The organism is Streptomyces sp. L2, assembly GCF_004124325.1.
In the GTDB taxonomy this organism is placed as follows: Bacteria; Actinomycetota; Actinomycetes; order Streptomycetales; family Streptomycetaceae; genus Streptomyces.
The window spans coordinates 1,143,271-1,161,207 of sequence record NZ_QBDT01000001.1; the positions used below are offsets into that span (position 1 = coordinate 1,143,271).

General features: G+C 72.0%; 18 protein-coding genes. 10 read left to right on the forward strand and 8 right to left on the reverse strand.

What is annotated here, in order from left to right:
- Positions 1–12: 12 nt before the first annotated feature.
- From DBP14_RS04925 to DBP14_RS04935, 3 genes are read left to right on the forward strand one after another with little or no spacing between them, the layout of a single operon-like run.
- On the forward strand, positions 13–1,527 hold the full coding sequence (locus tag DBP14_RS04925) for an IucA/IucC family siderophore biosynthesis protein (RefSeq protein ID WP_129305817.1): 1,515 nt from the start codon (positions 13–15) through the stop codon (positions 1,525–1,527).
- A gap of 9 nt (positions 1,528–1,536) precedes the next feature.
- A complete protein-coding gene (locus tag DBP14_RS04930; RefSeq protein WP_129305818.1) occupies positions 1,537–2,799 on the forward strand; it encodes a VWA domain-containing protein in 1,263 nt (420 codons plus the stop codon).
- Positions 2,799–3,587, forward strand: a complete 789-nt coding sequence (locus DBP14_RS04935; protein ID WP_129305819.1) for a hypothetical protein — start codon at positions 2,799–2,801, stop codon at positions 3,585–3,587. The genes DBP14_RS04930 and DBP14_RS04935 overlap by 1 nt, the downstream gene beginning before the upstream one ends.
- 294 nt (positions 3,588–3,881) lie before the next feature.
- Here DBP14_RS04935 and DBP14_RS04940 read toward each other — a convergent pair whose 3' ends face one another.
- Positions 3,882–4,508, reverse strand: a complete 627-nt coding sequence (locus tag DBP14_RS04940; RefSeq protein WP_129305820.1) for a helix-turn-helix domain-containing protein — start codon at positions 4,506–4,508, stop codon at positions 3,882–3,884.
- A gap of 81 nt (positions 4,509–4,589) precedes the next feature.
- Between DBP14_RS04940 and DBP14_RS04945 the strand changes: the two genes are divergently transcribed.
- The 4 genes from DBP14_RS04945 to DBP14_RS04960 all read left to right on the forward strand — a co-directional run bounded on the left by DBP14_RS04945 (position 4,590) and on the right by DBP14_RS04960 (position 7,749).
- The gene (locus DBP14_RS04945) at positions 4,590–5,801 is read left to right on the forward strand and encodes a pyridoxal phosphate-dependent aminotransferase (protein ID WP_129305821.1); all 1,212 of its coding nucleotides are present in this window, start codon (positions 4,590–4,592) and stop codon (positions 5,799–5,801) included.
- A gap of 73 nt (positions 5,802–5,874) precedes the next feature.
- Entirely contained in the window at positions 5,875–6,474 is a 600-nt protein-coding gene (locus tag DBP14_RS04950) for a histidine phosphatase family protein (RefSeq protein WP_129305822.1), read from the forward strand.
- A gap of 107 nt (positions 6,475–6,581) precedes the next feature.
- Positions 6,582–7,214: a hypothetical protein gene (locus tag DBP14_RS04955; RefSeq protein ID WP_129305823.1), complete on the forward strand. Its 633-nt coding sequence runs from the start codon at positions 6,582–6,584 to the stop codon at positions 7,212–7,214.
- Positions 7,215–7,326: 112 nt separating this feature from the next.
- The gene (locus DBP14_RS04960) at positions 7,327–7,749 is read left to right on the forward strand and encodes an acyl-CoA thioesterase (protein ID WP_129305824.1); all 423 of its coding nucleotides are present in this window, start codon (positions 7,327–7,329) and stop codon (positions 7,747–7,749) included.
- Between the two features lie 76 nt (positions 7,750–7,825).
- On the opposite strand, the gene DBP14_RS04965 is transcribed toward DBP14_RS04960, so the two are convergent.
- The 7 genes from DBP14_RS04965 to DBP14_RS04995 all read right to left on the reverse strand — a co-directional run bounded on the left by DBP14_RS04965 (position 7,826) and on the right by DBP14_RS04995 (position 13,987).
- Positions 7,826–9,232 (reverse strand): nucleobase:cation symporter-2 family protein, encoded by a 1,407-nt coding sequence (locus tag DBP14_RS04965; protein WP_277752689.1) that lies wholly within the window; start codon positions 9,230–9,232, stop codon positions 7,826–7,828.
- A gap of 241 nt (positions 9,233–9,473) precedes the next feature.
- Positions 9,474–10,853 carry an 8-oxoguanine deaminase gene (locus DBP14_RS04970; protein ID WP_129305825.1) on the reverse strand — a complete coding sequence of 460 codons (1,380 nt, stop codon included), beginning with the start codon at positions 10,851–10,853 and terminating at the stop codon, positions 9,474–9,476.
- A 117-nt stretch (positions 10,854–10,970) separates the two neighbouring features.
- Positions 10,971–11,906 carry a factor-independent urate hydroxylase gene (gene pucL, locus DBP14_RS04975; RefSeq protein WP_129305826.1) on the reverse strand — a complete coding sequence of 312 codons (936 nt, stop codon included), beginning with the start codon at positions 11,904–11,906 and terminating at the stop codon, positions 10,971–10,973.
- Positions 11,907–11,914: 8 nt separating this feature from the next.
- Positions 11,915–12,316, reverse strand: coding sequence for a hydroxyisourate hydrolase (gene uraH, locus DBP14_RS04980; RefSeq protein ID WP_129305827.1), 402 nt, complete (start codon positions 12,314–12,316; stop codon positions 11,915–11,917).
- Between the two features lie 4 nt (positions 12,317–12,320).
- Positions 12,321–12,833, reverse strand: a complete 513-nt coding sequence (gene uraD / locus DBP14_RS04985; protein ID WP_129305828.1) for a 2-oxo-4-hydroxy-4-carboxy-5-ureidoimidazoline decarboxylase — start codon at positions 12,831–12,833, stop codon at positions 12,321–12,323.
- 543 nt (positions 12,834–13,376) lie between these two features.
- Complete coding sequence (locus DBP14_RS04990; protein ID WP_129311683.1) at positions 13,377–13,688, reverse strand: helix-turn-helix domain-containing protein; 312 nt, start codon at positions 13,686–13,688, stop codon at positions 13,377–13,379.
- Positions 13,689–13,735: 47 nt separating this feature from the next.
- On the reverse strand, positions 13,736–13,987 hold the full coding sequence (locus DBP14_RS04995; RefSeq protein WP_129305829.1) for a hypothetical protein: 252 nt from the start codon (positions 13,985–13,987) through the stop codon (positions 13,736–13,738).
- Between the two features lie 171 nt (positions 13,988–14,158).
- Between DBP14_RS04995 and DBP14_RS05000 the strand changes: the two genes are divergently transcribed.
- The 3 genes from DBP14_RS05000 to DBP14_RS05010 all read left to right on the forward strand — a co-directional run bounded on the left by DBP14_RS05000 (position 14,159) and on the right by DBP14_RS05010 (position 17,632).
- The gene (locus DBP14_RS05000) at positions 14,159–14,998 is read left to right on the forward strand and encodes a TIM barrel protein (RefSeq protein ID WP_129305830.1); all 840 of its coding nucleotides are present in this window, start codon (positions 14,159–14,161) and stop codon (positions 14,996–14,998) included.
- Between the two features lie 50 nt (positions 14,999–15,048).
- Complete coding sequence (locus tag DBP14_RS05005; RefSeq protein WP_129305831.1) at positions 15,049–15,963, forward strand: 2-hydroxy-3-oxopropionate reductase; 915 nt, start codon at positions 15,049–15,051, stop codon at positions 15,961–15,963.
- A gap of 205 nt (positions 15,964–16,168) precedes the next feature.
- Positions 16,169–17,632, forward strand: a complete 1,464-nt coding sequence (locus DBP14_RS05010; RefSeq protein WP_129305832.1) for a catalase — start codon at positions 16,169–16,171, stop codon at positions 17,630–17,632.
- The last annotated feature ends 305 nt before the right edge of the window (positions 17,633–17,937 follow it).

Consider the following 17,937-nt stretch of genomic DNA (forward strand, 5'->3'; position numbering starts at 1 on the left):
AAGGAGCCGACCGTGTCCCGTTCCGCCACCGCCGAGGCGTCGCTCGCCGAGGAGCTGGCCGCCGTCCGGCCCGCCCTGCTGCCCCGGTACCGCCAGGCGCTGCCCGGTGCCCGCGCGGCCGTGCTGAGCCGGCTGTGGCGGGCGCTCGCGCATGAGCCGCTGCCCTGGATCGACCGCAGGACGCGGGGCGCGCACAGCCTCGCCCTGCGGCTCGCCGACGGCCGGGTGCTGCACGGGCCGCCGGCGGATCCGTACGCGACCACGGCGTACGCCCCCGCCGTCCGGCTCGGCCGGGAGCGCTACGACGATCCGGTGCGCCTGATGACGGACCTCGCCGTGCCGCACGCGACGGGTTTCGCGGCCGAACTCGCCCACAGTGTCGCCTCGCTGGCGCTCTCGCGGGCCGGGGCGCATCACCCGAAGGAGTGGCCCGCGCGGGACTGGGAGTGGGAGCGGCGGGTGACCGACGGCCACCCGTTCCACCCCAACTGCCGTTCCCGGCCCGGCTTCTCGGTGGCCGAGCAGCTGGCGTACGGCCCGGAGCACGGCCCGCTGGTGGAGCTGGGCACGGTCGCGGTGCCGGCCGCGCGATGTCTGGTGTCGGGGGTATGGCCGGAGGAACTCCGGGACGGTGAGCGGCTGTTGATTCCGGTGCATCCGTGGCAGGCGGCGCACGTACTCAAACGGTCGTACGACCTGTGGCGCGCCGCGCGGCCGCTGATGTCGCTGCGCACGCTCGCCCTGCCCGGCGGTCCGCACGTGAAGACCGCGCTGAGTGCCCGGCTGACCTCCTCGGTGCGGGACATCTCCGCGTACTCGATCGAGGCGGCGGCGATCCTGTCGTCGTTCGCGACGGAACTGGCGGCGCGCACGGACGGGCTGCTGCACGTGACGCGGACGCTCGGCGCCGTCACCGACGGCTCCCCCGACCTCGCGGCGCTGCTGCGGGAGTCACCCGAGGTGTACGCGGGCCCGGGCGAGCGGATGGTGCCGGTGGCCGCGCTTCCCGGCACCGGCCTGCCCGGCTCCGCCGGCTGGCTGACCGCGTTCACCCGGCTGGCGCTCACGGTGGGCCTGCGGCTGCTGGAACTCGGGGTGGCCCTGGAGGCGCACGGCCAGAACCTGCTGGTGGTCCTGGCGGCGGACGGCACTCCGCTGCGGCTGGTGTACCGGGACCTCGCCGACATCCGGATCAGTCCGGCCCGGCTGGTCCGGCACGGCATCACCCCGCCCGCGCTGACCGGCCGGCTGGTCACGGACGACGAACAGGCCCTGCGCCGCAAGCTGTTCGGTTCGCTGGTGGCGGGAGCGCTCGCGGCGACGGCAGGTTCGGGCCCGGCGCTGGGGGCCGCGGTGGCGGCCGCCGTACCGGACGTTCCGCGCACGCCGGACCTGAACGAGCTGCGCCAATCACCCATCCCGACCAAGGCGTTGACGCTGATGCGGCTCTCCCCGGAGACCCCCGGGGACCAGTGGGCGGCGCTGCCGAACCCGCTCGTTTTGGAGCCCGGCGCCCTGGATCAATAGGATCCGCCGATGATCAGAAGACAACGGCTGGCGGCGGGCGTCTGTGCCCTGCTCGCCGCCCTGGCGGCCGGGATCTCCTTCCCCGGCCAGGCGGTCGCCGACGAGACGGACAAACCCGCGCCCAAGGTCGAACTCGTGCTGGACGTCAGCGGTTCGATGCGCGCCCGGGACATCGACGGCGAGAGCCGGATGGCGGCGGCCAAGCAGGCGTTCGACGAGGTGCTCGACGCGACGCCCGAGGAGGTCCAGCTCGGCATCCGCACGCTCGGCGCCAACTACCGGGGCAACGACCGCAAGGAGGGCTGCAAGGACACCGCGCGGCTGTACCCGGTCGGCCCGCTGGACCGGACCGAGGCGAAGACGGCCGTGGCCACGCTGACCCCGACCGGCTGGACGCCGATCGGTCCGGCGCTGCTGAAGGCCGCGGACGACCTGAACGGTGGCGACGGCACCCGCCGGATCGTCCTGATCAGCGACGGCGAGGACACCTGCCAGCCGCTGGACCCCTGTGAGGTGGCCCGCGAGATAGCCGCCAAGGGCATCGGGCTGACCATCGACACCCTCGGCCTGGTGCCGGACGCGAAGACCCGCGACCAGCTGAGCTGCATCGCGGACGCGACCGGCGGCACGTACACGGACGTACGGCACAAGGAGGAACTCAGCGACCGCGTCGGTCAGTTGGTGGACCGGGCGGCCGATCCCGTCGTGACGCCGGTGGCCACCGAGGGCGCGGCGCAGTGCGCGAAGGCACCGGCCCTGAAGTCCGGGCTCTACACGGACCACGTGGGGTTCGGGCAGCAGCGCTGGTACAAGGTGGACGTCGACGCCGGCCAGGAGCTGCGCGCCGGGGTCAGCGTGGCGGCCGACCGGACCGTGAACCCCGACTACGGGCTGCTGCTGCGGGCGGTGACCGTGCACGGCCGGGAGATCGTGCGCGGTGAGGCCGCCGGCAACGGCCGTACGGACATGATCTCCACGGGTCTTCGCTACCCGAGGCCCGAGAGCGACGACGACAACGCCCCCGCCGAGACCGTGTGCCTGCAGGTCACCCAGTCCTTCTCGGCCGCGCCGGGCGTGAAGACCACGCCCGGGATGCCGCTGGAGCTGACCGTCGACGTCGTCGGCGGGCCGCACCGGGCGAGCGACGTGGCCGCCTTCGGGCTCGGGCGCGGCTGGTGGCTGCTGGGCGCGCTGGTGCTCACGGGCTTCGTCGCCGGTCTGCTGTGGGGCTGGCTGTCACGCTGGCGGGTCGCGGTCTGGAGGACGAACTGATGCGAACGACACGTAAGCTGGGCGCCGTGGTCGGTGCGCTGCTGGCGCTCGGGCTCGCGGCCGGACCGGCCGCCGCCGGCCCCTCGCCCTCCCCGAGCGCGTCGGACGACGGCAAGGCTCCCACCCAGGCGGGCACGTCCTTCCGTACGGCGACGGAGATCGAGCAGGGGCAGGACGCGACGGCCTCCGGGTCGGCGGGCGACTACCTGTACTGGTCGTTCCCGGCGGACGCGGGACAGCGGCCCACCGTCAGGGCGACGGTCAAGCTGCCGGACTCGCACGGGGCGCAGAGCTGGCAGATCGACGTGTACGACGGTCTGCGGCGCCGGCAGTCCTGCCAGTACGGGTCGGCCACGCGCACCGCGGAACAGGGCACGTCGACCGTCGAGTTGGCGTGTGCACTGCGGACGGTGCGGGCCTGGTCGGAGCCGTGGGCCAACGACCCGCTGCCGGGGACGTACTACATCCGGCTGACCGCGGTCGAGCTGGGCTCGGCGGACCTCGGCAAGCCGGTCAGCGCGCAGGTCCGGGTCGACTCCAAGGACATCGGCGGGGCGGCGGCGGTCGACGGCTCGCTGGCGAAGCCGCTGGTGCCGGGGATCGCGGTCGCGTCCGGGACTGACTCCGACGCCGCGGTGCTGTCGAGCACCGCGCCGAAGGACGGCTGGTCCTCGGGGTGGTGGTCCGACCGGTGGGTGTGGACTGCCGTCGGCGGGGCGCTGGCGGCTCTCGCCGGAGTCGGCGGCTACGCCCTGACCCGCGGCACGGGCCGGCGACCGGCACCGTGAGGCGAAGGCCCGCTTCGGCGGGCCTTCCTTCTTTCCCACCCACCCACCCGACTCGCAGAACCGAGAGGCTGAGCAAGGGCCGGAACTGGACGCGCCCCGAAGGGGCGCGGGGAACTGCGCGACCAGCCACATGCGGCCCGCAGCCGAAGTCCGGCCCGGGGACGGGCATCCTCACGGTCAGTCGACAACTCACAGGACCTGGACGCGCCCCCAAGGGGCGCGGGGAACTGCGCGACCAGCCACGCCCGGCCCGCAGCCGAAGTCCGGCCCGGGAGTGTCCCCCCGTGCGGGGCCTCAGTCCTGGCGCAGGGACTTGGCCAAGGGGCCGTCGCCGCTCACCCTCACCGCGCCGGAGGCGACCGCGGACCGGAGGGTCAGTTCACCCCTGGCCAGCGCCTCGCAGAGACCCGCGTCGAGACTCACACGCGCGTCCGGCTCGGCAGGAGCCGGACCCTCGCCGTAGACCGGCCCGGTGTCCGCGCCGGCGCGCACGTGGAACACCCCCTCCTCCAGCTCGACTTCGACCACCCCCTCCCCCTCCAGCGCCCGCAGCAGCGGCAGCGCGAACCAGTGGGCGCGGACCGCGTCGGTCGGGCGCCGGGTGCCCAGTTCGGCCTCGCCCCACCGTCCCAGCGCCTGCAGCACGGGGAGCAACTCCCTCCCCCGATCGCTGAGTTCGTAGACGTAGGCCGCGCCGGGCGGCGGCAGCCGGTGGCGGGTGGCCAGACCGTCCCGCTCCATGTCCTTCAGCCGCGAGGCGAGCACGTCGGTGCTGACACCCGGAAGGTCCGCGTGCAGGTCGGTGTACCGGCGGGGCCCGCCCAGCAGTTCACGGACGATCAGCAGCGTCCAGCGGTCGCCGACGAGGTCGAGCGCGCGGGCGGCGGAACAGTACTGGTCGTAGCTGCGACGTGGTGACATGCGACGCAGTCTAGACAAGTTGTTGGACTTTCCAAGCCGCTACTTGGTAAAACCAAGCAACACCAGTTTCCGGAGGGGCGCATGGAGTTCCGGCAGTCGAACAAGCTCAGCGAGGTCTGCTACGAGATCCGCGGCCCGGTGATCGAGCACGCCAACGCGCTGGAGGAGGCGGGGCACAGCGTGCTGCGCCTGAACACCGGCAACCCCGCGGCCTTCGGCTTCGAGGCGCCGGAGGAGATCCTCCAGGACATGATCCGGATGCTCCCCCAGGCGCACGGCTACACGGACTCACGCGGCGTCCTCTCCGCCCGCCGCGCCGTCGCCCAGCGCTACCAGACGCTCGGCCTGGAGGTGGACGTCGACGACGTATTCCTCGGCAACGGCGTCTCCGAGCTGGTCTCCATGGCCGTACAGGCACTGGTCGAGGACGGCGACGAAATCCTCATCCCCGCCCCGGACTTCCCCCTGTGGACGGCCGTGACGACCCTCGCCGGCGGCAAGGCCGTGCACTACCTCTGCGACGAACAGGCCGAGTGGTACCCGGACCTGGACGACATGGCCGCGAAGATCACGGACCGCACGAAGGCCGTCGTGATCATCAACCCGAACAACCCGACCGGCGCCGTCTACCCCAAGGAGATCCTGGAGGGCATCCTCGACCTCGCCCGGCGGCACGGCCTGATGGTCTTCGCCGACGAGATCTACGACCAGATCCTCTACGACGACGCCGTACACCACTCGACGGCCGCGCTCGCCCCCGACCTGGTCGTCCTCACCTTCTGCGGCCTCTCCAAGACCTACCGGGTGGCCGGCTTCCGGTCCGGCTGGCTGGTGGTGACCGGCCCGAAGCAGCACGCCCGGGACTACCTGGAGGGCCTCACCATGCTGGCCTCCATGCGGCTGTGCGCCAACGCGCCCGCGCAGTACGCCATCCAGGCCGCGCTCGGCGGACGCCAGTCCGTGCGCGAACTGACCGCGCCGGGCGGCAGGCTGTACGAGCAGCGCAACGTGGCCTGGGAGAAGCTGAACGAGATCCCGGGCGTGTCCTGCGTGAAGCCGAAGGGCGCGCTGTACGCCTTCCCGCGCATCGACCCGAAGGTGCACCCGATCCACGACGACGAGAAGTTCGTGCTGGACCTCCTGCTCCGCGAGAAGATCCAGGTGGTGCAGGGAACCGGCTTCAACTGGCCCTCCCCCGACCACTTCCGCGTCCTCACCCTGCCCCACGCGGACGACCTGGAGGCGGCGATCGGCCGCATCGGCCGGTTCCTCGGCGGGTACCGGCAGCGATAGCCGCCGGGCGCGCGGCCGGCCACCCTGTGCGAAGATCGCCTGGTGCTTGACTGCGAGCGGGAAGGGCGCTGACGTGGGTGACCTGTTTCTCGTCCGGCACGGCGAGACCGAGTGGTCGCGCTCCGGACGGCACACCGGGAGCACCGACGTGCCCCTCACCGACCACGGGCGGGAGCAGGCCCGGGGGCTGGCGCCGCTGATCCGGTCCCTCCCGCTGGGCGCCGCGTACGTCAGCCCGCTGCGGCGCGCGCGGGAGACCGCGGAACTGATCGGCGTCCCGGACGCGAAGGTCGACGCCGACCTGCGCGAATGGGACTACGGCGGCTACGAGGGCGTCACCACCGCCGAGATCCAGCGGGAGCGGCCCGCCTGGTTTCTGTTCACGGACGGGGTCGCGCCGGGCCCGCCGGACCACCCCGGGGAGACGCCCGAGCAGGTCGGGGAGCGCGCCGACCGGGTCCTGGCCGGGATCGAGACGGCCCTGGCGGGCGCCGAGAAGGGCGTCCTGCTCGTCGCTCACGGGCACTTCCTCCGCGTCCTCACCGCCCGCCGCCTCGGCCTGCCCGCCCGGGACGGCGCCCTCTTCCAGCTGGAGACGGGCACCCTCTGCCGGCTCGGCACGGAACACGGACGCCCGGTGGTGGCGGGCTGGAACATCCGCCCGGCCGACTGAGCGCTGCCCCGCGGGACGGCGGACGGCGTTGTCACACCCCGGTCGTACGCTTCGGGTGGGTCGTCCTTCGGGCGGCCGGGCCGAGCAGGTGCCGGAGGGAGCATGCCGTGGGCCGACCGACGAGTGCCGCGCAGCGGCGGGTGATCGACGCCGCGGATCCGGTGACCGGCCGGCTGCGGGCCACGCCCGCCCAGCTGGCGGCGCTGGTGAAGCGGGGCCTCGCCTTCCGGCATCCGAGACCGCCGCACGACCACTTCCTTACCCCGGCGGGTCATCGCATACGGGCGGCGGAGCCCGAGGCGGACACTCCACAGGAGGCCGCCACACCGGACGCCGGGGTCTTCACGGCCCGGGTCGGCGGCGAGGAGGACGCCCCGGAGCCGGGGCCGGCCCGGCAGCGCGAGGTGCACAGCGCCTGGCAGGGGCTGCTGGAGATGCGCCGGATGACGAACCCCGACGGCTCCGTGGACCGGCCGTGCGGCTGGGAACGGGCGCACCTGGTGCGGTCGGCCGCGCTGGCCCTGGAGGCGGCCGGGCACCGGCCGGCGGGTGCCGGCGGCGCCGGCGGCTACCGGGTGCGGGCGACCCCGCAGCCCGAGGCGGTCGCCGTGTACGGGCCGGACGAGGAGACGCTGCGGGCGTGCGCGACCACGCTGGAGCGGGCCGGCTGGCAGGCCGGCGTCTGCACGGAACCGCGCACGGCGGTCCGCTACCTGCTGGCCTCGCCGCGCCGCGCGTGAGGCGCGCCAAGTGTGGAGTACGGCGGGCGCGGCCGGCGTGTCAGGATCGGTTGATCAGAACTTCATGATCAGAACATCGTGATCAGTGCGTCCACGAACCGAAGGGGAAGTCGTGAGCGAGCCGTTTTCCGTCCGCGTGACCGTCCGCGGGTACGAGACCGATGTGCAGGGCCACCTCAACCAGGCGGTGTACCTGAACTACGCGGAGCACGCCCGCTGGTCATTGCTGCAGGCGGCCGGGATCAGCCAGGCGCGGCTGATCGGGCAGGGCGTGGGCCCGGTGGCGCTGGAGACGACGATCCGCTACCGGCGTGAACTGCTCGCGGGCGAGGAGGTCGATGTGACCTGCGCGTTCGAGTGGGGCGGCGGCAAGACGTTCCGCATGGTGCAGAGCGTCCGCAAGGCCGACGGTACGGTCGCGGCGGAGATCACCGCGGTGGGCGGGATCCTGGACCTCACGACCCGCAGGCTGGTCGACGATCCGTCGGCCGTGTTCAAGGAACTGGCCACCGACCCGGCCCTGTTCGGCCTGTGACGACAGGGCCCGGGGGTACGGCGGCGTACGTGCCGTACCCCCGGGCCGCCGGCCGCCCCGCGCGGGGGCGGACGGGTCAGTGCGCGGGAGCCAGTTCCTCGCCCGACTCCATGGGGTGGGCGACCTCCTCGGTCTGCTTGCCGCGCCCCAGGTGGTTGAAGAGCACGTTCAGCACGACCGCGGTGACGCAGCCGGTGGAGATCCCGGAGTCGAGGACGATCTTCGCGGTGTCGGGGAAGGCCTGGTAGAACTCTGGCGCCGTGATGGGGATGATGCCCACGGCGAGGGAGACGGCCACGATCATGATGTTGTCGTCCTTGTGCAGACCGGCCCGGACCAGGGTCTGGATGCCGCTCGCGGCGACCGAGCCGAACAGGACGACGCCGGCGCCGCCGAGGACCGGCCGGGGCACGACGGCGATCAGTGAGGCGGCCATCGGGCACAGGCCCATGAGGACCAGGAAGCCGCCGCCGAAGGCGACGACGAAGCGGCTGCGGATCCGGGTCATGGCGACCAGGCCGATGTTCTGCGCGAAGGCGCTGCACATGAACCCGTTGAACAGGGGGCTCAGGGCCGAGCCGAGGGTGTCGGCGCGCAGGCCGGCCGCGATGGTCCGCTCGTCCGAGGGGCGTTCGACGACCTCGCCGAGGGCCAGCATGTCGGCGGTGGACTCGGTCATCGAGACGACCATCACCACGCACATCGACAGGATCGCGGCGATGTGGAACTGCGGGGCGCCGAAGTGGAACGGGGTGGGGAAGCCGACCACGTCGGCGTGGGTGACGGCGTCGAAGTCGACGGCGCCGAACGGTATCGCCAGCACGGTGCCGGCGATCATGCCGAGCAGGACGGCGATCTGCTTGACGAAGCCCCGGGTGAACCGGCGCAGCAGCAGCACGATCACCAGGGTGGCGGCGGCGAGGCCGAGATAGGTTCCGGAGCCGTAGTCGTGGGCCGCGGGGTTCGGTCCCTGGGCCCAGCCGAAGGCGACCGGGAGCAGGGAGACGCCGATCAGGGTGATGACCGTACCGGTGACGACGGGCGGGAAGAAGCGGATCGCCTTGCAGAAGACGGGGGCGGCGAGGAAGCCGAGGAGGCCGGCCACGATGACCGCGCCGAAGATCATCGGCAGGGCGTCGGACTTGTCCTTGGCGGAGGCGACGATCGCCGTCATGGGGGCGACGCCGGCGAAGGTGACGCCGTTGACGAAGGGCAGGCGGGCGCCGATCTTCCAGATGCCGAGGGTCTGCAGGAAGGTGGCGAGTCCGGCGGTGAACAGGCAGGCGCCGGTGAGGAAGGTGAGGTCGGTGGCGGACAGGCCTACGGCCGCGCCGACGATCAGGGGTGGGGCGACGACTCCCGCGTACATGGCGGCCACGTGCTGCAGGCCGCTGGTCGCCATCTTCAGGGCGGGGAGTTTCTCGTCCACGGGATGGATCCCTTGGGGGTGGACGGGTGTCTCGTCGACGGGGCTGGCGGACACGGCGGTTCCTCCGGTCGGTTAAACACGTCGGCTCTGACGCGGGTTTCATGGAGGTGGTGCGTGCGGTCGTGCGGGACCGGGTGGCACACGGCGGCTCGGGGAAGCCGGCGGGGGCCGGGGAACGGAGACCGTTCCGGGACGCGCGCTCGCACGCGCGTCCCGGAGACGGCCGCCGTGGACCCCGCTCGGGTCCACGGCTGCCGACCGGGAGCCGTCCCTCCCGGCCGGAGTCAGCGGCGGCTCAGGCCTGGTGCGCGATGCGCGCCAGGCGCTGGGCCTCGGCCCGCGTGGAGCGGGCGATGGCATCCTCGTCGACGGTCAGCAGTCGTCCGTTCTCGACGATCTGCCGGCCGCCCACGAAGGAGGCGGTGACGGGGGCGGCCGCGCCGAACACCAGCGCGGTCACCGGGTCGGCGATGGACGCGTGGGCGAGCGTGTCCAGCTTCCACAGCACGAGGTCGGCGAGCTTGCCCGGCTCCAGCGAGCCGGTGTCGGCCGCCCGGCCGAGCACCCGGGCGCCGCCGTAGGTGCCGAGCCGCAGTGCCTGCCGGGCGTTCAGCGCGGCCTCGCGGTGGGCGCCGAGCCGGTTGATCAGCAGGGCGTTGCGCAGTTCGGTGTGGAGTTCACCGGACTCGTTGGAGGCGGTGCCGTCGACGCCGAGGCCGACCGGTACGCCGGCCTTCAGCAGGTCGGGGACGCGGGCGATGCCGGCGGCGAGGCGGGCGTTGGACGAGGGGCAGTGCGCGACGCCGGTGCCGGTGCGGGCGAAGGCCGCGATGTCGGAGTCGTTCATGTGGACGCAGTGCGCCATCCACACGTCCTCGCCGAGCCAGCCGGTGGACTCAAGGTAGTCGGTCGGGCCCATGCCGAACTGCTCGTGGCAGAACTTCTCCTCCTCCACCGTCTCCGAACCGTGGGTGTGCAGCCGTACGCCCAGGCGGCGGGCGAGTTCGGCGCCCTGCCGGAGCAGTTCGGTGCTGACCGAGAACGGCGAGCAGGGGGCGACGGCGACCTGGGTCATCGCGTCGGCGGAGGCGTCGTGGTGCCGCTTCACGGTGGCCTCGGTGCCGGCCAGGGCGTCGTCGAGGCTCTCCACGGCGAAGTCCGGCGGCAGTCCGCCGTCCGACTCACCGCGGTCCATGGAACCGCGGGCGAGGGTGAAGCGGACGCCCATCTCACTGGCGGCGCGGATGATCGCGCCGGAGAGGTCTCCGCAGCCCCGGGGGAAGACGTAGTGGTGGTCCATGGCGGTGGTGACACCGCCGCGGGCCATCATGGCGAGCGATCCCTGGGCCGCCGCGTACACCATCTGCTCGTCGACGCGGGCCCAGGTCGGGTACAGCGCGACGAGCCAGTCGAACAGGTTGTGGTCGGTGGCCAGTCCCCGCGTGATCCACTGGTAGAAGTGGTGGTGGGTGTTGACCAGGCCGGGGGTCACGAGGTGACCGGTGGCGTCGATGCGGCGTACGACGTCGTCCAGGCCCTCGGGGGCCCTGCCCGCTCCGACCGCCTCGATGCGGTTGCCGGCGATGACGACGTGACCGGAGGCGTGTTCGGTGTCGTCGGCGTCGACCGTCGCGATCGAGCAGTTCTCGATGACGATGCGCTGGGCTGCTGCCATGGTTCGTCCTTTTCGCTCGGTGGACTCAAGGGGGAGGGCACGCAGGACCTCACGAGTCTTGAGTACCGCGGCCGGGGAGCTGGGCTCACCGGCCGCGGGTGCCGAGAGCGGTGAGGCTCAGAGGTTGGTCATGTCGACCGGGATGAGCTGCTCGGCGCCGTCCCGCAGGATGGTGGCCTCGATCAGGCCGTAGGGGCGGTCGGCGGCGTAGTACACGGCGCCGTCCTTGGCCTCGTTGTCGATCCCGAAGGGCGACAGGTCCGAGCGGAAGTGGTGCTTGTTGGGCATCGAGAAGCGGATCTCGTCGACCTCGTCACGGGAGTTCAGCACCCGCACACCCATCTCGAAGAGGGTCTGCTGGAGCGAGTACGAGTAGGTCTCGGCGAACGCCTGCAGCGCGTGCTTGCGCACACCGTTGTAGGAACGGTCCCAGTCCGGGGCGTGGGAGTCGACGCCGTCCCAGTTGTGCCGCCACCAGGTGGAGACGGTGGTGGCGAGGATGCGGTCGTGGTCCTCCTGGAGGGTGGTGTACTTGTCCTTCAGGAAGCCGAAGAACTCGGAGTTGGTCGAGTTCAGGACGGTCAGGTCCTTGAAGCCGGAGAGCACCTGGATGCCGTGGCCGTCGTAGGTGACCTCGGCGACGCGGGTCTCCTGGCCCTGGCGGACGAAGGAGTGGGCGATCTCGTCCGAGCCGACGAAGCGGGCGCCGGACTGCGAGGTCTCGATCCGCGTCCAGGTGTATTCCTCGATGCGGATGCGGGCCCGGTGGATGGGCTCGGTGTCGTCCACGAAGTGGCGGGCGAGCGCGACGCCGAAGTCCTCGGAGCTCTGGATGCCGTGCTCCTTGGCGAAGGCGAACACGGTGTTCTTCGTGGTGTCGGTCGGCAGGACGTTGGCGTTGGAACCGCTGCGGTGGACCTCCTCCATGTCGCCGGACAGCGCGACGGAGACGTTCAGGTCCTTGATGTGGTGCGTGTCGCCGTCACGCACGATCTTGACGACGCGGTTCTCGGCCTTGCCGTACTGGTTCTGTCCCAGGACGAAACGGGTCATGGTGTCGGTCAGCTCCCTCGGTAAACGGAGTAGCCGAACGGGTTGAGCAGCAGCGGAACGTGGTAGTGCTCGCCGGGTACCACCGCGAAGGCGATGGTCACCTCGGGGAAGAACACCGGCCGGCCGTTCTCGCTGTCCCGGAGCGCGGGGGCGTCCTGCTGGGCCGCGGCTTGTTTCTTTGCGAAGTACGTCTCGGTGTCGAACTCGATCCGTACGTGTGTGGTGCCCTCCGGCAGTGCCGGCAGGTCCTTGCACCGGCCGTCGGCGTCGGTCGCGGAGCCGCCGAGCGCCTGCCAGCCGGCGCTCTGCCCGCTGCGGGCGGAGAGCTGGATGGCGACGCCCTCGGCGGGGCGGCCGACGGAGGTGTCCAGGATGTGGGTGGACACGGAGGCGGTGGTGCTGGTGCTCATGGTGTCAGGCGTCCTCTTCGACGAGTCGGGCCAGGCGGATACGGTTGATCCTGCCCAGCTCGGTGCGGACCGTCTCCCGCTCCTGCTCGGGCGAGTTGCCGATCCGCTCCTTCACCGCGTCGCGCATCTGCTCGCCGGTCCGGCCGGTGGCGCAGATGAGGAAGACATGGCCGAACTTCTCCTGGTAGGCCAGGTTGAGTTCGAGCATCTCCGCCTTGAGGTCCGCGGAGGCGCCCGCCATCCCGGCCTGCTCGCGGGAGGAGGTCGGGTCGCCGGGCTTGGGGCGGCCGATCGGCGGGTGGCCGGCCATCGCTTCCTCGAGGTCCGCGGTGGTCAGCTCGGCCATGGCGGCGTCGCTGGCGGCGTACAGGTCCTCGACGGTGGCGTACGGCCGCTCGGCGAGCAGCCGCCGGGCCCACTCGGTGGAGGCGCACGCCTCGTGGAGGGCGGCGCGTGCCGCGTGGTCCTCCAGGGTGTTGAACCGGGCCAGGCCCGGGGGCGTGGAAATCGACGTCACGGGAGCCTCCGTGGCCGCGATGGGCCTTCGTGCTGAACGGGCTGCGGATAGCTAACGCCCTCGGAAACACCACGTCAACACTTTGTTGAAAATTCCCCCGCTACCACCGGCCGGTCTCAGCAGCCGGACGGACGCCGCGCCAGGAGCGGGGAATGCGGCCCTGCCCGGGCGGGGCCGGGGCGGAACCGGGGCCGAGGCGGGTCCGGGGCGAGGCAGGGGGCAAGGGCCGGGCCGGGGCCGGGGCCGGGCAGGGACGGACCAGGGCAGGGGCCGGACCAGGGCAGGGGCCGGACCAGGGCAGGGGCCGGACCAGGGCAGGGGCAGGGCCGGGGCAGGGGCAGGGCCGGGGCAGGGGCAGGGCCGGGGTGGCAGGGCAGGGGCAGGGCCGGGGCCCGGGACCAGGGCCGGGACCAGAGCAGGGAGGGGCCGGGGCCAGGGCAGGGCAGGGGCCGGGCCGGGGCCGGGACCAGAGCAGGGGCCGGGACCAGGGCAGGGGCCGGGACCAGGGCAGGGGCCGGGACCAGGGCAGGGCCGGGGCCGGTCTCAGGCCTCCTTCTCGCGGTTCAGGTAGTTGTAGACCGTGAAGCGGCTGACGCCCAGGGCGCCGGCGACGGTTTCGACGCCGTGCCGTACGGAGAAGGCGCCGCGCGCCTCCAGTATCCGTACGACCTCCTGCTTGGCCTTGCGGTCCAGGTCGGCCAGTGGCCGGCCCTGCCGGCGCTCCATGGCGGCCAGGATGTGGTCGAGGGAGTCCGCGAGCTGGGGCAGGCGTACGGCGACGACGTCGCTGCCCGCCCAGGCGAGGACGACGTCCTCGGGGCCGGCCTCGTCGGGCGGGAGGAACTCCCCGCCCATGGCGTCGACCAGCGGCTTCACGGCCGTGATGAACGGCTCCTCCCCGTTCACCGGTCGCCCTCCCCGACCACGTTGACCTGGAGCGAGATCCGGGTGGCGCCGGCCTCCAGGGACTCGCGCAGCAGCGCGTCCACGGCGGTGAGCACGCGGTCCGCGCCGCCCTCCGCCGTGTTCCCGAACGGGCCGACGTCCACCGCGTCCAGCTCGGCCGCCTCGATCACCCGGCGGGCCGCCAGGGCGTGGGCCGGGGCCTCGTCCAGGTCGAAGGGTTCGGTCGTGAACTCCACTCTCAATCGCACGCGCACAACCTAACGCGCGGCACCGATTTTCGGGCAGCCCCGCGGGCCACACCCCCCGGCCCGGGGCGGACCCCTCTTGACAAGCGGCGACACCCGACGGCAATCTTCCATTACGCAGAAACAAACTTCCGGATTACGGAAAACGAACCTACGGAAGGGAGCGCGACCCGAATGGGATTTGCAGACCAGCGCTTCAACGTCAACCTGTCGATCCTCTTCACGGAACTCCCGCTCCTGGAGCGCCCCGCGGCCGCCGCCGCGGCGGGCTTCACGGCGGTCGAGCTGTGGTGGCCCTGGGTCGACTCCCCCACCCCCGAGCAGTCCGAGCTCGACGCCCTGAAGAAGGCGATCGAGGACGCGGGCGTCCAGCTCACCGGGCTGAACTTCTACGCCGGGCAGCTGCCGGGCCCCGACCGCGGTGCCCTGTCGATCCCCGGTGAGGAGTCGGAGAGGTTCCGCGCCAACATCGACGTGGCCGCGGACTTCGCCCGATCCCTCGGCTGCACGGCGCTCAACGCGCTCTACGGCAACCGCGTCGACGGCGTGGACCCGGCCGAGCAGGACGCGCTCGCCCTGGAGAACCTGGCTCTCGCGGCCCGGGCCGCCGACCGGATCGGCGCGATCCTCCTGATCGAGGCGCTGAACCAGCCCGAGTCGCCCAAGTGCCCGATCGTGAGCGCCCCCAAGGCCGTCGAGATCGTGGACAAGGTCAACGCGGCGACCGGCCTCGGGAACGCGAAGTTCCTGATGGACCTGTACCACCTGTCGATGAACGGCGAGGACGTCCCGTCGGTCATCGAACAGTACGCGGCGAAGACCGGGCACGTGCAGATCGCCGACAACCCGGGCCGCGGCGCCCCCGGCACGGGCTCGCTCCCGCTGGAGGAGCTGCTCGGCCGGCTGAAGAAGGCCGGATACGACGGCTGGGTCGGCCTGGAGTACAAGGCCGGCGACCGCCCGAGCGCCGAGGCCTTCGACTGGCTCCCGCGCGAGGCCCGCGCCGCGCGCTGAACACCCCTGACGTCGCAAGGCAGTACAGCAGTAGAGAGGTACCCCCAATCATGAGCAACCTTACGAATTCCTCCCACCCGACCCGCCCGGCGATTGCGTGGATCGGCCTCGGCATCATGGGCTCCCCCATGTCCGAGAACCTGATCAAGGCCGGCTACCAGGTCACCGGCTTCACCCTGGAGCAGGACAAGCTGGACCGCCTGGCCGCCGCCGGCGGTACGGCCGCCGCCTCCATCGCCGAGGCCGTGCGCGACGCCGACGTGGTCATCACCATGGTGCCCGCCTCCCCGCACGTCGAGGCCATCTCCTACGGCCCCGAGGGCATCCTGGAGAACGCCAAGCGCGGCGCGCTGCTGATCGACATGTCCTCGATCACCCCGCAGACCTCCGTCGACCTCGCGAAGGCCGCGAAGGACAAGGGCATCCGCGTGCTGGACGCCCCCGTGTCCGGTGGCGAGGCCGGCGCGATCGAGGCCGTGCTGTCGATCATGGTCGGTGGCGACCGGGCCGACTTCGACCTGGCCAAGCCGATCTTCGACGCGCTGGGCAAGACCATCGTGCTGTGCGGCCCGCACGGCTCCGGCCAGACCGTGAAGGCGGCCAACCAGCTGATCGTCGCCGTGAACATCCAGGCGTGCGCCGAGGCCGTGGTCTTCCTGGAGAAGTCGGGCGTGGACCTGCAGGCCGCGCTGGACGTCCTCAACGGCGGCCTCGCGGGCTCGACCGTGCTGACGCGCAAGAAGGACAACTTCCTCAACCGCGACTTCAAGCCGGGTTTCCGCATCGACCTGCACCACAAGGACATGGGCATCGTCACCGACGCCGCCCGCAACGTGGGTGCCGCCCTGCCGGTCGGCGCCGTGGTCGCCCAGCTGGTCGCCTCCCTGCGCGCGCAGGGTGACGGCGGCCTGGACCACTCGGCGCTGCTGCGTGCCGTGGAGCGCCTCTCCGGCGCCCAGCTCTGAGGCACCGGCCTCCTGAACTTCCGGGCGGCGCCGGCGCTGACACCTGTCCTGTCGCGCCCAGGCGCCGGCGCCGCCCGGAATCAACTTCAACAAATTGTTGACGTCTCGATCGCCCCACTTCTAGGCTCACTTTCTCAGCTCCACCAAGCGGAAACAGTTTTCCGCTGAATCTCGCACGCAAGTGCCCCCGCACGGAAGGTCCACGATGTCGAAGCGCGTGCTCACGACAGAGTCCGGCGCCCCGGTCGCCGACAACCAGAACTCCGCCTCCGCCGGCGCCGGCGGTCCGCTCCTCCTCCAGGACCAGCACCTCCTGGAGAAGCTGGCGCGCTTCAACCGCGAGCGCATCCCGGAGCGCGTGGTGCACGCCCGTGGCTCCGGCGCGTACGGCCACTTCGAGGTGACGGACGACGTCAGCGGCTTCACGCACGCCGACTTCCTGAGCACCGTGGGCAAGCGCACCGAGGTGTTCGCGCGCTTCTCCACCGTGGCGGACAACCTCGGCGGCGCGGACGCGGTGCGCGACCCGCGCGGCTTCGCGCTGAAGTTCTACACCGAGGAGGGCAACTACGACCTCGTCGGCAACAACACGCCGGTCTTCTTCATCAAGGACCCGCTGAAGTTCCCCGACTTCATCCACTCGCAGAAGCGCGACCCGTTCACCGGCAAGACCGAGCAGGACAACGTCTGGGACTTCTGGGCCAACTCCCCCGAGGCCACGCACCAGGTGACCTGGGTGATGGGTGACCGCGGCATCCCGGCGTCGTACCGCCACATGGACGGTTTCGGCTCCCACACCTACCAGTGGACGAACGCCAAGGGCGAGGCCTTCTTCGTCAAGTACCACTTCAAGACGAACCAGGGCATCCGCTGCCTGAACGGCGACGAGGCCGCCGAGCTGGCCGGCAAGGACCCCAACTCGCACCAGACGGACCTGCTCCAGGCCATCGAGCGCGGTGTGTTCCCGTCGTGGACGCTGTACGTCCAGCTGATGCCGGCGGAGCAGGCGGCGGACTACCGCTTCAACCCGTTCGACGTGACGAAGGTGTGGCCGCACAAGGACTACCCGCTCCAGCGGGTGGGCCGCCTGGTGCTGGACCGCAACCCGGACAACGTGTTCGCCGAGGTCGAGCAGGCCGCGTTCTCCCCGAACAACTTCGTGCCGGGCATCGGCCCGTCGCCGGACAAGATGCTCCAGGGCCGGATGTTCGCCTACGCCGACGCCCACCGCTACCGCCTGGGCGTCAACCACACCCAGCTCGCGGTGAACGCCCCGAAGGCCGTTCCGGGCGGCGCCAGCAACTACGGGCGTGACGGCTACATGGCGTCCAACTCCCAGGGCCGGCACGCCAAGAACTACGAGCCGAACTCCTACGACGGCCCCGTCGAGACGGGCCGCCCGCTGTCGGCGCCGATCGCGGTGCACGGTCACTCCGGCACCCACGAGGCCCCGCTGCACACCAAGGACGACCACTTCTTCCAGGCCGGAGAGCTGTACCGGGTGATGTCCGAGGAGGAGCGGTCGCGTCTGGTCGCGACCATCGCCGGCGGCCTCTCGCAGGTCTCCCGCAACGACGTCGTCGAGAAGAACCTGGCCCACTTCCACGCCGCCGACCCCGAGTACGGCAAGCGCGTGGAGGAAGCGGTCCGCGCGCTGCGCGAGGACTGAGCACCCCCGGGCTGCGTCCGGGACCCGGCGGGGAGGCCGGGGACCGGACGCGTACGACCCGCCGCCGACCGATCCGGATGAGGGGTGATCGAGCGGTACGGCGGGCAGGGCGAGGACCGCGGTGGCCCGCGAGCCAGTGCGGTGGTCAAGGACCGGGGACCCTTCCCGACGTGAGGGAAGGACCCCCGGCTCCGTCGCGGACCACCGCGGTCCCAGCCCCTGCCTCCTGAGAGGCACCGAGAACGCCGTCCGGCGGCGCGAACGACCTGTCGCGCCCAGCCTCGCGCCGTCGGACGGCCACCACC